5 protein-coding genes and 2 pseudogenes are annotated in these 15,697 nt (G+C 35.2%); 3 read left to right on the forward strand and 4 right to left on the reverse strand.

The genetic code is table 11. The annotated features are described in order from the left end of the window. The first annotated feature begins 1 nt into the window (after position 1). Together ruvA and sov are read left to right on the forward strand one after the other, a co-directional pair. Positions 2 to 589, forward strand: coding sequence for a Holliday junction branch migration protein RuvA (gene ruvA / locus JBKA6_RS01475; RefSeq protein WP_096685167.1), 588 nt, complete (start codon positions 2 to 4; stop codon positions 587 to 589). Further along, positions 579 to 7,745 (forward strand): T9SS outer membrane translocon Sov/SprA, encoded by a 7,167-nt coding sequence (sov, locus tag JBKA6_RS01480; protein WP_096685170.1) that lies wholly within the window; start codon positions 579 to 581, stop codon positions 7,743 to 7,745. Before ruvA ends, sov begins: the two co-directional genes overlap by 11 nt. Before the next feature lie 85 nt (positions 7,746 to 7,830). Here the strand turns inward: sov and JBKA6_RS01485 are convergent. Then, positions 7,831 to 8,570 (reverse strand): annotated as a pseudogene (locus JBKA6_RS01485) (IS982 family transposase); the annotation flags it as partial. A 231-nt stretch (positions 8,571 to 8,801) separates the two neighbouring features. On the opposite strand from JBKA6_RS01485, the pseudogene JBKA6_RS07755 reads away from it, so the two are divergent. Then, positions 8,802 to 9,028: pseudogene (locus JBKA6_RS07755) on the forward strand (transposase); the annotation flags it as partial. Positions 9,029 to 9,094: 66 nt separating this feature from the next. On the opposite strand, the gene JBKA6_RS01490 reads toward JBKA6_RS07755, so the two are convergent. The 3 genes from JBKA6_RS01490 to rplT all read right to left on the reverse strand — a co-directional run bounded on the left by JBKA6_RS01490 (position 9,095) and on the right by rplT (position 15,639). Continuing rightward, a complete protein-coding gene (locus JBKA6_RS01490; protein WP_096685172.1) occupies positions 9,095 to 13,987 on the reverse strand; it encodes a hypothetical protein in 4,893 nt (1,630 codons plus the stop codon). Between the two features lie 415 nt (positions 13,988 to 14,402). Further along, entirely contained in the window at positions 14,403 to 15,152 is a 750-nt protein-coding gene (locus JBKA6_RS01495) for a Bax inhibitor-1/YccA family protein (protein ID WP_096685174.1), read from the reverse strand. Between the two features lie 142 nt (positions 15,153 to 15,294). Further along, positions 15,295 to 15,639 (reverse strand): 50S ribosomal protein L20, encoded by a 345-nt coding sequence (gene rplT, locus JBKA6_RS01500; RefSeq protein WP_096685176.1) that lies wholly within the window; start codon positions 15,637 to 15,639, stop codon positions 15,295 to 15,297. Between the last annotated feature and the right edge of the window lie 58 nt (positions 15,640 to 15,697).

Below are 15,697 nucleotides of genomic sequence, written 5' to 3' on the forward strand. Positions count from 1 at the left end.
AATGATAACTCAAATAGAAGGAGAATTGTTAGAGAAATATCCGACTCAGTTGGTGGTAAAATGCGGAGGAATAGGTTATGAGTTGAATGTTTCTCTAAACACTAGCGAAAAGCTAGGCAGTGCTAAGGAAGTTAAATTATTAACTCATTTGCACATAAGAGAAGATGCTCATATTTTGTATGGATTTGCAGATAAATTAGAGAGAGAGATTTTCAAATTGTTGATATCTGTTTCAGGTATAGGTGCAACTAAAGCTATAGTTATGCTCTCTTCACTAAAGGTAGAAGAGATACAGCAAGCCGTCATATCTGAAGACGCCTCTGCCTTAGAGAGAGCTAAGGGTATAGGTAATAAGGCAGCTCAACGTATAATCTTAGAATTAAAAAACAAAATCCAAAACACTTTTGGTTTAAATGAATTTGATAATGCCAATGGCACTAAGGGGATAACTAAAAATGAAGCATTGACAGCATTAGAAATATTGGGGTTCTCTAGAAAAGCCGTGGAAGTAGTACTAAATAAGAAATTGAAAAACAACCCTGATATAACTGTCGAAAACTTAATAAAAGAAGTGTTAAGTGATATGTGATTTCTTAAGAAAAAATCGTGTATGTATTATATTTTGTTTTCTATCTGTATTTATATGCAAAGAAGCTGTATCTCAAGTAGAAGAAGCTGATCGTGATCAATATGAAACACAAGATCAAGATGAGGATGCCTTCCAAGTGGAAGAAGCTGATGATCAAGATGAAACACAAGATCAAGATGAGGCTACCTTTCAAGGAGAACAAGCTGATGATCAAGATGAAACACAAGATCAAGATGAGGCTACCTTTCAAGGAGAACAGGCTGATGATGATCAAGATGAAACACAAGATAGAAGTGATAGTGATACATTGCCATATCCTTTTAAAGAGGAGGTGGGAGGCTTGTATCTAAATAATCCCAGTTTTTTTTCCGATAGCATAATATACAATCCTCATAAAAGGGAAGTTACCATAAGAAAAAAAATAGGTGATTACCTCTCGCCAAATAGTGTAACTATTAGCGTAAAAGACTATCATGACATCATTCTACAAAAAAAAATAAATGATTATTTCAGGAGTAAGAGCTACGGTTTCTTAAGAGAAGAAAAAAACACAAAGAAAAAGAGAGCATCTCTATTACCTCCTTTCCAAGTTCCTGGGAAATGGTTTGAAAATATATTTGGAGGTAATACTATAGAAATAGTCCCTAAGGGGTCTATAAGTGTTCAATTAGGACTGCTATATAACCATGTAGATAATCCTAAAATAACAGAGGCCAACCGAGGTACTCTGAATTTAGATTTCGATCAGAAGATACAATTTAATGCGACGGCTAAAATAGGGACGAAATTTAAGTTTGACATAGGGCAAGACACCAAGGCTATGTTCGATTTTCAAAACCTGTTGAAAATAAACTATTCTGGAGAAGAAGACGATATTGTAAAAAACCTCAACATAGGCGATGTCAGTATGACAGTCAACAATTCACTTATACGTGGAGCTCAGAGTCTGTTTGGAGTCAAAAGCGTTTTACAATTTGGAGATTGGACCATCTCTTCAGTCTTTTCTCAACAGAGGTCTAATAGTGAAAAAATAGATACTCAAGGAGGAGATGTGGTAAACAAATTCGAGATAAGCACAGATAAATACGAGAATAATAAGCACTTTTTCTTATCCCAATATTTCTATCATAATTACGATGATTTTTTAAGTGAAATTCCTTTCATATCATCTGGAATAACAATAGTAGATATAGAGGTATGGATCACTAATAAATCCTCAACGGCTAACTCCAAACAAGACACTAGAAATATTATAGCTATCTCAGATTTGGGTGAGAATAATTCTTCATCAAAAGAAATTCTACCTGAAAATGGCATCAATGCAGATTTAAACCCTGAAAACATGTCTAGAGATGTTAGAGATTTTAGCAAGGCCTCTTCACTGCTTTTATCTAAAGGCTTAAGACAAGATTTAGATTTTATACAGTTAGAAAATGCCAAGAAACTAAATTCAAATGAGTACACATTTAATAAAGAATTAGGATATATCTCATTGAATAGAAAATTAAACGATGACCAAGTCTTAGCAGTAGCCTTTCAGTATAATTACAATGGAAAAGTATATCAAGTAGGTGAATTATCTCATCAGGGAATCAACAACTCTGAAAATTTAGTGGTTAAGCTATTAAAAAGTAAAATTATAGATGTAAATCACCCCACTTGGAAATTGATGATGAAAAATATTTATTCAATAGGATCTGCAAAAATAAATAAAGAGGATTTCAAACTAAACATACTGTATAAAGATGATCAAATCGGAATTCCTGTCAATTATATAAAAGATGGAAATATAAAGAGAGTACCTCTGTTAAAGGTTTTCAAATTAGACGTTGTAAACAAAGCATACAAAAGTGTATCAGATGGATATTTTGATTTTTTAGAGGGGATTACCATCGATAGCAAAAATGGAAGAATAATATTTCCTGTAGCTGAACCCTTTGGAGAATATCTAGAGCAAAAGATAAACGACGTGTCATCTGAAAAATACGTGTTTAAACAGCTTTATAACACCACTAAGTCAGAAGCAGAACAAAACATGAAATACAACAGATTTTTAATATCTGGAGAATATAAATCTAAGTTTTCCGATGGAGGCATTCCCTTGGGGGCTATTAATGTTCAAAAAGGGTCGGTAAAGGTGAGCTCTATGGGACGAACACTGACCGAAGGAGTAGACTATACAGTGGATTACAAAATGGGATTGGTCAAGATAATAAATCAAGATATAATACAATCTAACTCTCCTGTGAGTATCAACGTAGAGAAAAATTCTATGTTTAACTTTCAGACAAAGACCTTTATGGGGATAAATCTAGGATATCAATTTAGTGATAATCTATTGTTGGAGGCCACAGTTATGAATTTAAGTGAGAGATATTCTGGACAAAAGGTAAGCTACAATCAAGAGCTTATAAAAAACACATTGACAGGATTTAATCTCAAATACAATAAAGAGCTCCCATGGCTAACTAGTTTTGTCAATAGCATCACCCCTTCAGAGACAAATACTCCTTCTAGTATTAGTATCAAGAATGAATTTGCTTATTTTTTTCCAGGCACTAATGACAACAGTGGGGATAGTGCCTATATAGATGATTTTGAAAGCAGTATATCTAATATAAATATCAAAACAGCAAACCAATGGAGCTTAGCTAGTACTCCTATAAACTTCCCTAAGGGAAGAGAAATGGGAAAGACCAATCAAGACAATAGAGCTAAATTGTCTTTCTATACAATAGATCCATTATTTTATGCTAATATCAGTTCTACGCCTCCCAATATAAGGAATGATAAGTCTTTTATTTCAACACATAAGACTCGACAAGTAAATAGCACAGAACTGTTCCCCAACAAGGATATATCAACTGGTAGTATAAACCTCATATCCACATTCGACATAGCTTTTTTCCCAGATGAAAGAGGTCCTTATAATACTAATGCAAAGGCCATAGACGATAATGGTAAGTTAAAAAAACCCGAAGAGAGATGGGGAGGTATCATGAGACCTTTTAAAACATCAAATTTTGAACAGAGCAATATAGAGTATTTGCAATTTTGGTTATTAGATACTTTCTCTCAAGATATGGGAGCTGATGAGAGTGGGGAGATATATTTTCACATAGGTAACGTATCAGAAGATATCTTAAAAGATAAGAGAAAGAGTGTCGAAAATGGACTGCCAGCCTTGGGTGGTGATCAAGGAACAATTAATACAGGAGTAGCTAAAGTTCCTTCTGTACAAATACTGTCTTATAGTTTTGACAATGACGATTCCTCGAGAAGAAATCAAGATGTAGGGCTAGATGGCTTTTCCGATGAAGAAGAAAAAAACATCGACATATACAGAGATTTTTTAAACAATATACCGAGTTCTGCTAGGAGTAAATTTATAGATGATCCAGCAGGTGATAATTTCGAATTCTTTAGAGGTAGTCATCACGATGAGAATAACTCAGGGATAATAGAGAGGTATAAAAACTTTAGTGGAACAGAGGGCAACTCGCCTACTCTAGGACTGTCTAAAGAATCTTATATGACCTCCTCTAAGGTCTACCCCGACACTGAAGACATAGATAGAAATAAAACTCTAGATGAATTAGAGAGCTATGCCCAATACAAAGTGGGAATAAAGGCAAATATGAGTATAGGCAATCATAAGTATTTGGTCGACAAAAAAGTTACGACTGTCACCATGCCCGACCGAAGTGTACAAAAAAGCACTTGGTATCAATTTAAGATTCCACTGCAAAACCCCTCTGAAAAAATAGGTGGTTTTTCCGATTTCAGATCGGTGAGATATGTCAGAATGATTTTCAAAAAGTTTAGAAAGCCTATAGTTTTCAGGTTTGCTAAAATGGATTTTATGCGTGGAGAATGGAGGAGGTTCAAAAAAGATTTAAAAGATGAAGACAGTGATATGATCATCAATAGCGATTATACTTCTTTTGATGTAAGAGCTATAAACTTAGAAGAAAATGAAAACAGAACACCTATTCCATACACATTACCTCCTGGGGTACAAAGAGAGAAACAACACGATAACACTAGAGTAATAAGACAAAATGAACAATCTATTTTACTGGATATTTGCAATATAAAAGAGGGGGATTCAAGAGCTATTTACAAGGGTATGAACATGGATTTGAGAAGATATTCTAGGATAAAGATGTTTATACATGCTGAGGCTGTAAGTGCAGATAAATTTCTAAAAGATGATGAATTAAAGTTTTTTATTCGTTTGGGATCGGATCAAACATCTAATTATTACGAATATGAAATTCCCTTGAAGATAACGCCCAGTGGAGAGAGAGATCCAAATTATATATGGCCAAAAGATAATGAATTAGACCTTGAAACAGAGATATTGACAAGGGCTAAAATATCTAGAAATGAAGCTATAGTTTCTAATAAACATCCATCTTATTCTAAAGCTTATAGAAGTTTTAAAGGTAATAACACTATAACGGTAAAGGGGAATCCTTCATTAGCCGATGTGAAAGTAATTATGATGGGAATCCGCAACCCTGAAAATTCTAATAATGGAGATAAGTGTGTAGAGGTATGGTTAAACGAATTGCGACTTACAGATATAAATAAACAAGGAGGATGGGGTAGTAATGCCAGTGTAAAACTAAATCTAGCTGACTTGGCCGATTTGTATCTAGACGGAAGTATTGTCACTTCTAACTTTGGAGCGTTGAATGAAAAAAATGTAGATCTAAATAATCACGGAATAAAAAAATACAACTTCACAACTAGTCTAAATACAGGCAAATTATTACCAGAGGATTGGAAAATAAAACTCCCTATATACTACTCCATTGCAGAGACCTTTAAAACACCTATGTACAACCCTACCAAAAACGATTTAAAATTAGAGAATTCAATCCCAGAAAAAGAGAATAGAGATTCTATTTTGAGTCTCATTCAAGATTACCAAAAAGTGACGAGCATAAGTTTTACAGATGTAAAAAAAGGCAGATCAGAAGAGAGTCTATCTTTTCCTTGGGATATAGAAAACTTCTCTGTATCCTACCATAGGAATCACATGTTTAAAAGAAAAATTGACTTAGAATATTATAATGAAATAGAAAATAAGGGTAAGATAACATATAATTATAATGTTCCCGATCTAAGTTTCAGACCGTTTTATTACATTCCCTATATGGATGATTACGTGAAAGTACTCTCTGATATAAATCTTCGATTACTACCTTCGTCTTTAAGTCTAGAAACGGATTTTCACAAGGAATACATCAGTGAAAAAAACAGATCTTTAGGAAATGAACATCTGCTATTTGAACCCATATACAGCAAAAACTTCCGTATGAACTGGAAGGGTTTTCTCACACATAAAATCACTGATAATTTAAATGTGAAATACGAAGCCTTAAATCAGGCTATAGTACACGAATATGAAGAAACTGAAATAAACCCTCAAACTGGAATTCTCTATACCGATAATGAAAAAAGCGATTATATGTGGAATAATATATTATCGTTTGGTGAGCCTCAAAAGTATAAACACGGCTTTGAGCTCAACTATAATCCAAGCATTTCAAAGATACCCTTTTTACAGTGGCTAAGTGCTAATTATTCTCTAAACACTACTTATAGCTGGGATACTTATCCTGTGATAAAACTACAAGACAAACTGGGGAATACAATACAGAATTCTATATCTCATCAGATTAATGGAAAATTAACTATGAATACTCTGTACGATAGCTTCGACTTTATAATTAATAGTTCAGATAGATTATTAAATAATGCTGAAAGCCTTGGATTCTGGCAGAGTATAGCTGATTACATAATATATGCTCTTACTGGGGTGAAGGATTTAAATTTATCTATTAATGTAACCCAAGGGACTCTATTACCTGGTTTTTTACCTTCCACAGGCTTTTTTGGAATAGGAAATCACAAAGGGGTATCAGCTCCAGATTGGAAGTTTCTACTAGGTTTTCAAGATGATATAAGAGAAATGCTTGTGAGTGATAATCTGCTGACCACATATACCAAATTCAATACTCCTAGTAAAAACACCTTTGTTCGTAAAATAAATTATATGGTAGATATAGTTCCTTTTCCAAAACTGAGAATTAAGCTCTCAGCTGATCAGGTATCATCTAATGATAGGGGCAGCATACTCAGGAATATAGGCACTGAAGCTGATCCTATATTCGCTAAACAATCGTATACTGAAAAAGGTAATTTTAGCAATTCTATAATATCTATAGGTTCTTCTATGACCAACTCTAAAGATATTTTTAATAAATTTTTAGAAAACAGAAAAATAATAGCTAATGAGCTAGCCGCAGAACATTATCGTTCTAATAGTTATCCTTCTATAAATGGATATCCTTCTGGATTTAGTTCTAACAGTGAAAAAGTAATCTTATTGTCTTTTTTGCATACTTATTTGGATGAGGATATAAATAATCCTTCTTTGAGTTTCTTTAGGGATATTCCCATACCAAATTGGAGAGCGACTTATTCTGGTTTAAGAGATATAGTTTGGGTTAAAGATTATTTGAGGACTTTTAATATATCTCATGCTTACGAATCGGCATACAGCATAAATCAATATCAAAATAATCCGTTATACGACGAGAGTAATCCTAATAAATTGAATAAGAATAATGATTTCATACAGCCCATTAATGTTTTAAATATAGCTTTAAACGAACGTTTTAATCCTTTAATAGGAATAGATATAAAAACCAAAAATGACATCTCTCTTAAAATAGAAATGAAAAAGAGTAGAGCCTTAGTTCTGAGTTTAAAGAGTTATATGTTAAATGAGGTATCTTCTAAAGAATTGATATTTGGGGGGGGGTACACAATACGAAATCTAGCTTTTGATGTAAAGACAAAGAAGAGATTTTTAAAATTCAAAAGTGATTTGAAGATAAAGTTTAATCTATCTATCAGGGAGAATTATACCACTATGAGAAATATTAATAATAACTATGAAGATATTACAGGAGGAAGTATAATTTATGGTTTTACCTCTTCTGTTGATTATTCTCTTACAGATAGGCTTAAGTTAGAGCTCTATTTCGATTACAATGCAAATAGTTATATAGTATCTACGGCTTACCCTACAATTATGTCTAGATTTGGCATAAAGGCTATTTACATCTTAGATAATTAATAACAAAAAAAAAAGCTGCCTCCTTAATTAAAGGAGGTGGTTTTTTAATTTTTGGTATTTATCGCTACACTTTTCAGGATAGTGTCAGCTGATCATTGATGGTTTCTATGATTGATCTCTTTCTGAGTAATAGTTTATCAATCATTGGCATGAGGGCATTTTTCATATTGTTTTTAACTGAGGTAATCAATTCTACACCTTTTTCAAAGAGATTTTTTCTTAAATTTTTGCTTATATCCTTTATCACCAAAGAGTTTTCCAAATATTTTAGTCAAAAAACGCTCGTTTTTTAATGGCGTTCTATCATCTTCATTAGCTCTTGTGATGCGAAAATTTAGTATTTCTCCTCGGTCGTTTATGATGATATGAAGTTTAAATCCATAAAACCAGCCCATCGTTGATTTTCCTACATTAGCAATGCCTTTGAATACCTTATTTCTACTTATTCTTTTATTGTTTACAAACACGAATTGTAGTGGAATCTACAAATGAAATTCCAGTACATTTTCCTAAACAGAATGTCTTTAAAAAAAAGGTAAGAGGCAATAAATTTTGTTGCATTAATTCCACAAATCTGTTGTATGATACGGTTTTAGGGAATTCTTTAGTCATGTATTTTTGTAAATAATTCAAATAAAAATGCTTGAAATTTCTCATGCTACTGTGTTGAAAAATAATCATTATGGTCATTATTTGTCTAGAGCTCATTCTGCATGGGCGTTTTGATTTACTCCCCAAAAGGGCTTTATCAATAACTTGAGAATATTTTTTACAGAATTCATCAACTAAACAAAATATTTCTGTGATTTTCGAGCAAGTTATCATGCCTGTTTTTTTTTAGAATTAAAACGTTGAATTTTAGAGCGTTAATTTACTCTAAGTCCATTGTTTTTATTGACTATTTTACACCTAATTATTAATCGAACTCAGGTTCCTAGACTCCAACAAATTCAAAAAGTTCAAGTGTTTTTATTAATCCAACTCAGGTTAATAATTATGAAATCCCCAATCATGAAGAACCAACAGCGATAGGATGCCTAAAACAAAAACCTCAATTTAGAAATCAGGAGTTTTATTTACACGACAAATTTGATTGAAAATCTCAATGTAAAAATCATAAAATACACCAAAAACGAACTATGATTTCCAACTGCTGCTGTTGTTATAAAATCTATTTTTTTAGCTCTTGGGGAGGCTAAAAAAAATGTTCAAAACCGATACTGAATTGGGGAATAACACTGAATCAATTTCTAACTCTTCTTGACAAAAGAGTTCGACTATGAATGAAAACAAAAAAATATGTTATTTTTTATTTACACATTTTAATCGATAGGGTCTATAATGAATATCTATTCTTTTATCAAAACTTTGATATCTTCCTTACTAAGGACATCTGATTTACTTAATACTTTAATTAAAATATCTAATTTCTGTTGGGCACTAGAAAGCTTTTCCTCAGTAGCAGAAAGCTTTTCATTTGTAACAGAAAGTTTTTTCTTAGTATAAAGAAGCTCTTCATAAACAGCTTGAGTAGCTGAAATATTTAAAGTGGTAAGTCCATCGTAATCTACTGATCGCATGTCGTCTACTTCTTTACCATAAACAAAAACCTTATTATTAGAATCTAAAACTTCTTCTATTAAAAATGTATTAGGATCTATAACGGCTTTTACTTTTACCTCTTTGGTTCCTTCACTTTCTATTATAATCTTAACAATATCTCCAATAGAAAAATTGTGAACCTTGTTTGTTGTAATAGTACTTCCTTCATTAGAAAAGCTTATTGATTTAGCTAATTCGTATACATTAGGGATAATACCTTTATTTATATCTATAACTTCTGGAACTATACTTTCTATCTGCTGAGCTATTACTTTTTTAAATGGTCTAACTCCACTTTCTATACTATCTATCATAGTATAATCTGTAATCTCTATATCCAAGAGTTTCTTTAAATCTTCTCTTCTATTCGAGATACCTTTTATACTCTTGATACGTTTATCTGATGTAGCTAAAAATTTTTTCTCTGTTACAATACTATACTTGGCATATAGAGAAATGTCTTGATTTGCACTTTTCAAAATCCCATCTAATGTACGCGAAGCGTTGTTTTCAAGATATGTTCCATTTTTTGACTCGGATAAAAATCCCTCTAGAATAACTTGACCTTTTAAATATGTTCTTTGAGTACCTATACCCCCAATAAATACTGTATTATTTCCTTTCCCTATTGCTCCATAACCTATAACTATCTCATTGAGGCTGACATTCTGTTTCGCTTTAGCATCAGTTCCTATGAAAATAGAATTATTTGATTCAGTGAGAGCTGTTGATCCATTAGCAATATAATAACCAGCGCTACTTCCTATAGCTATATTTTTATTTCCTCTAACTATATTACTTAAAGAATATGAACCTACCGAAGTATTGTTATTGCCATCAGTATTTTCTTTGAGAGAACTATGGCCAACTGAAGTATTATAATAGCCAGTGGTATTCTTTTCTAGAGAAACATTGCCAATTGAGACATTACGGTTGCCAGTAGTATTATTTTTGAAAGAACTATTGCCAACTGAAGTATTAGAATAGCCAGTAGTTATTGCGTTACCAGATTCTACGCCTAAAAAAATATTACTTCCACCAGTACCTGTACCTCCACTAGTTCCATTACTGCCATTTCCTGACCATTTAGTTATGAGATTATTAGTCCCTACTTTTCGTAGGTTATAAGAACTAATATCTTCCCAATTAGGATCAGAAGGTGGGATAGGGTTAGGGCCAGTGACAGGGATAGTGATAGAAGATCCTGTTCTCTTATAAAAAATCCCATCGTAAATAACTACATCGCTAACTTCATAAGTAACGCCTATCATTTTACTTCTTTTGTTAAAACCTCCACTGTGCAATAAACCTCCTAAATGAGTAGATATAATACTACCTTCCTTACCTATGACTACAGTACTATCTCCTTTTCCTAACGCGTAAGTCCCTATAACTATCTCATTGAGGCTGGTATCTGTTTTAGCTTTAGAATTAGCTCCTATGAAAATAGAATTATTTGACTTCTTGAGATTTACTACACCATCAGCTGTTATAGAACCAGCAACAGATCCTATAGCTACATTTTTATCTCCATCTTTTATCCTATTTAAAGAATATGAACCTACCGAAGTATTCTCGTTGCCAGTTGTATTAAAGTAGAGAGATTTTATGCCAACTGATGTATTGTTGATGCCAGTAGTATTATCTTGGAGAGAACTCAGACCAACTGAAACATTATAGCTGCCAGTAGTATTATCTTGGAGAGAACCCACACCAACTGAAGTATTAAAATTGCCAATAGTATTTTTTTTAAGAGAGTATCTGCCAACTGAAACATTACTATAGCCTGTAGTATTTTCTTCGAGAGAACTATCGCCAACTGAAACATTATTATTACCTGTAGTATTATTTAGGAGAGAAGCATCGCCAACTGAAATATTATAGCTGCCAGTAGTATTTTTTTGGAGAGAATTCGAGCCAACTGAAACATTACAGCTGCCAGTAGTATTATATCTAAGAGACCATGCGCCAAAAGAAGTGTTCCTATGTGCAGAGGTGATATTTTTTAGGGATTCCCAACCAACAGCTGTGTTGTTATTTGCTTTACCTACTACTCCACCAGACCCTATACCTAAAAAAGTATTACCACCACTTCCACTGCCTGCAGAAGTTCCGTTATTGCCGTTACCAGACCATTTAGTTATAATATTATTAGTACCTATTTTTATAAGCGTATGTGCTTCTTTTATTTTTTCATCTAGGATTTTCCCCTGATTAGCTGATAAGGCACTTTTGTCATCATCAGAGTCTAAACTATCAATAATTTTTTCTGGTCCTGGCTTGCCAGGAGGCCCTGGAGAGCCTTGCGGACCAATTTGTCCTCTGTCTCCTTTTGGTCCTGCTGGACCTTGCTCTCCTTTAGCACCAGGAATACCTTGGTTACCTTGAGGACCTGCTGGACCTACTGCCCCTGTGTTTCCTGTGTCTCCTTTTTCCCCTCGAGGACCTGCTGGTCCTATTGGACCTTGGATGCCGTCTTTCCCGTTAATGCCAGCTTTACCAGTAGGACCTGCTGGCCCTTGAGACCCTACTGGACCTGTTTCACCCCGAAGCCCTGTTAGCCCTGGTGGGCCTTGTTTTCCTTCTTTACCTGCTGCTCCATCTGCTCCATCTCTACCAGCAGGACCTTGTTTACCAGGATCACCTTTTTCACCTGGCGCCCCTGTTGGACCTGCTGCACCTGTTTCACCTCGCTCTCCTCTTTCGCCTCTTTCTCCTATTGGACCCGCTGGTCCTTGTAAACCTTGTTCACCATCCTTGCCATTTACACCATCTTTACCAGCAGGCCCGACGAGTCCTGCTGGTCCTCTTTCACCTTGGTCTCCTTTAGCTCCAGGGGGTCCTGCTGGTCCTTGAAGACCTTGGATGCCGTCTTCCCCGTTAATGCCAGCTTTACCAGTAGGACCTGCTGGACCTACTGCCCCTTGAGGCCCTGCTGCACCTGTAGCGCCATCTTTACCTTTTGGCCCTTGAACACCAGTAGGCCCCGCTGGACCTGCTGGACCTCTGTCTCCTTTTTCCCCTCGAGGCCCTTGATCTCCTTGCGCTCCTGTTTCACCCTTTGCTCCTGCTGGTCCTATTGGACCTTGTAGTCCTTGCGCTCCATCTTTACCTGCAGGCCCGACGGGTCCTTCTGCTCCTCTTTCACCTTGGTCTCCTTTAGCTCCAGGGGTTCCTGCTGGTCCTTGAAGACCTTGGATGCCGTCTTTCCCGTTAATGCCAGCTTTACCAGTAGGACCTGCTGGACCTACTGCCCCTTGAGGCCCTGCTGCACCTGCTGGCCCTGTTTCACCCCGAAGCCCTGTTAGCCCTGGTGGGCCTTGTTTTCCTTCTTTACCTGCTGCTCCATCTGCTCCATCTCTACCAGCAGGACCTTGTTTACCAGGATCACCTTTTTCACCTGGCGCCCCTGTTGGACCTGCTGCACCTGTTTCACCTCGCTCTCCTCTTTCGCCTCTTTCTCCTATTGGACCCGCTGGTCCTTGTAAACCTTGTTCACCATCCTTGCCATTTACACCATCTTTACCAGCAGGCCCGACGGGTCCTGCTGGTCCTCTTTCACCTTGGTCTCCTTTAGCTCCAGGGGGTCCTGCTGGTCCTTGAAGACCTTGGATGCCGTCTTTCCCGTTAATGCCAGCTTTACCAGCCGCACCTGCTGGACCTGTAGCGCCTGGGGGGCCCGCCGGGCCGGTTTCCCCTCCTACTCCATCTCTACCTGGTGCTCCATCTTCACCTTTTAGCCCTTGAGGACCTGTATTACCTTGAGCACCAGTGTCTCCTCTTGGTCCTGCTGGTCCCTTTTCTCCTGCAGGGCCTGGATTACCATCTTTACCAGGCTCGCCCTGTTTTCCTTCTGCCCCTGGGGCTCCTCTTTCACCTCTTTCACCTCTTTCACCTCTTTCACCTCTTTCACCTCTTTCACCTCTTTCACCTCTTTCACCTCTTTCACCTCTTTCACCTCTTTCACCTCTTTCACCTTGGGGACCTCTTTCTGCCTTTATGTCTATCATCTGCTTAAGCAGATATCCTTGATGCGCTGATAAAACTTTACCAACCCCTCCATCTAAATTATCAGCAATATCTATTTTGTCTAATTTTTTCTCTTCTAAAACCCTTCCTTGACTAGCAGATAGAGCAGCTGATACAACTCTAGATCTCAAATTATCTATAACATTTGTTTTTGGGCTATTTGCAGAATAAAATGCATAAGGGACACTAAGCATTTGACTCTTTTTTATAAGAGCATTGCTATAATCATTTTTACCAGTCAGATCTATCTCTGATTTAATATAATATGAATACTCAGACCATGACAAATCAGACAATTTTGAATCTGAAAATCCTTCAGATCTAATACCTTCTCCTATATTTAGAGTAGCTAAGCCATTCTTAGCTGTTTTAACATTCCAATGAACTTCAGAGTATACAACATCTTCTATCTTTCCATTTAAAAAATATATAGAAATACGAATACTAACTGTAGATTCTTTTAACAATTTATCATCTTTCCTAATCACTAACTGATAACTCAACTTATCAGGAAAATTCTTAGAAATAGAATCTATACTTAGAAATGAAAAAAGTATAAATCCAAAGTAAAACACCAGTCTTCTTTTTATATGGTCTAAAAGTATTGTCATATATATTAGCTAAAGCAACAAAATTAGATTTTTTTTTACATTTATACTAGCGTGGTAGCTAATTAAACCTGGGTTCAATTAATAATTTACTTACTTAAAACACCCTAAAGTCTTGAATTAACTGAGATTTAAGAGGCTTATATTTGTTATAAATAGAATGTTTTTGTCCAAAAAGTATCAAGTTTCTACTAAATCGCCTCATAAGTATAAAAGGACTCCAATAACCACACCAGTAATATCTTAAACTCCAATAAATTCAAAGGATTCAAACGCTTTTTATTAATCCAACTCAGGTTACCTATCACCTAAAATAATTTGAAGAAGATTTAACTATAATATCTCTTAAAAAATACAGTAAGCCCATGCTATCTAAATAACATGGGCTCATTTTACAAAAATCGCTATACGAAGAGTTTTATTCTCTACTCTGCAGCTTGCTAAGTAATCTAAGGATTTCCATATATAGCCATACCAAAGTAACCATAAGTCCAAAAGCACAATACCACTCCATATACTTTGGAGCTCCATTGCTCACGCTCTCTTCAACTCTACTGAAATCTAGTATTAAACTCAATGCAGCTATTACCACAACTACTAAACTGAATACTATACTAATCATAGAATTGCCATGGAAAAACATATTGACACCAAACATGCTCAAGATCATACCAACAAAGTAAACTAAACAAACACCGCCTATAGCTACTGTCATGATGGATTTAAACTTTTCAGTAGCCCTTATAGTCCCTGTTTTATAGGCGAATAACATAAACAAAAAAGTCCCAATTGTAAGACCTACAGCCTGAAAAGCTATGCCAGGATACCTCATCTCCATAAGAGATGAAATGCCTCCCAATAATAAACCTTCAGCTACGGCATATATAGGAACAAATATGTGCACTAACCTCTTGTTGAATATGATAAATAAAAAAGAAGCTATAGTGACAAAAAAACCGCCCATCATGTACATATATACATCCTCGCCCTCAAAACTCTTATTCCATACAAATGTAGCAGAGGCCAAAAGTATCAACAAGGAAATAAAAGTCTTATTTACAGTGCCGTTTAAAGTCATAATGCCATCAACACCACTATAACCGAAATTCACATCTTTTAAAGAACTCTCAGAAAATGCTGGATTTGAAGTATTTCTAATTATATTCATCTTATATTTTATTTGAACTTTTCAACTAACTTACCTGCACAAATCTACACAAATCTCTACAAACACAATAGCAGAACAACCGCCTTTCCAAAAAAAAGTCTATTTGGACGAAATAAAAAAGTAATCCAGTTCTCTCTTAGAACTAGATTACTTTTTTAACTATTTCTTTAAAAGCCTCAGGGTGATTCATAGCCAAATCTGCTAAGACTTTTCTATTTAAGGCAATGCCGTTAGCCTTAACCTTACCCATAAACTTAGAATAAGAGAGTCCACTGAGCCTAGCTCCAGAGTTTATTCTCATTATCCAAAGAGAACGAAAACTTCTCTTCTTGGCTCTACGATCTCTATAAGCATAGGACAAAGCCTTCTCAACAGCGTTTTTAGCCACAGTATAGACATTTTTACGTCTACCAAAATAACCTTTGGCTTGTTTTATTATTTTTTTTCTCCTGTTCCTAGAGGCAACAGCATTTACCGATCTTGGCATGATTACAACAAATTTTTGTGAAAGGCACTCACTGAAAAAAGTGAGATTTTAATTCATA

Source organism: Ichthyobacterium seriolicida (genome assembly GCF_002369955.1).
Classification (GTDB): domain Bacteria; phylum Bacteroidota; class Bacteroidia; order Flavobacteriales; family Ichthyobacteriaceae; genus Ichthyobacterium; species Ichthyobacterium seriolicida.

Excerpts from the sequence above, each read along its gene's own strand:
- ruvA (WP_096685167.1), top strand. The coding sequence starts at position 2 with ATGATAACTCAAATAGAAGGAGAATTGTTAGAGAAATATCCGACTCAG.
- JBKA6_RS01490 (WP_096685172.1), bottom strand. The coding sequence starts at position 13,987 with ATGACAATACTTTTAGACCATATAAAAAGAAGACTGGTGTTTTACTTT.
- JBKA6_RS01495 (WP_096685174.1), bottom strand. The coding sequence starts at position 15,152 with ATGAATATAATTAGAAATACTTCAAATCCAGCATTTTCTGAGAGTTCT.
- rplT (WP_096685176.1), bottom strand. The coding sequence starts at position 15,639 with ATGCCAAGATCGGTAAATGCTGTTGCCTCTAGGAACAGGAGAAAAAAA.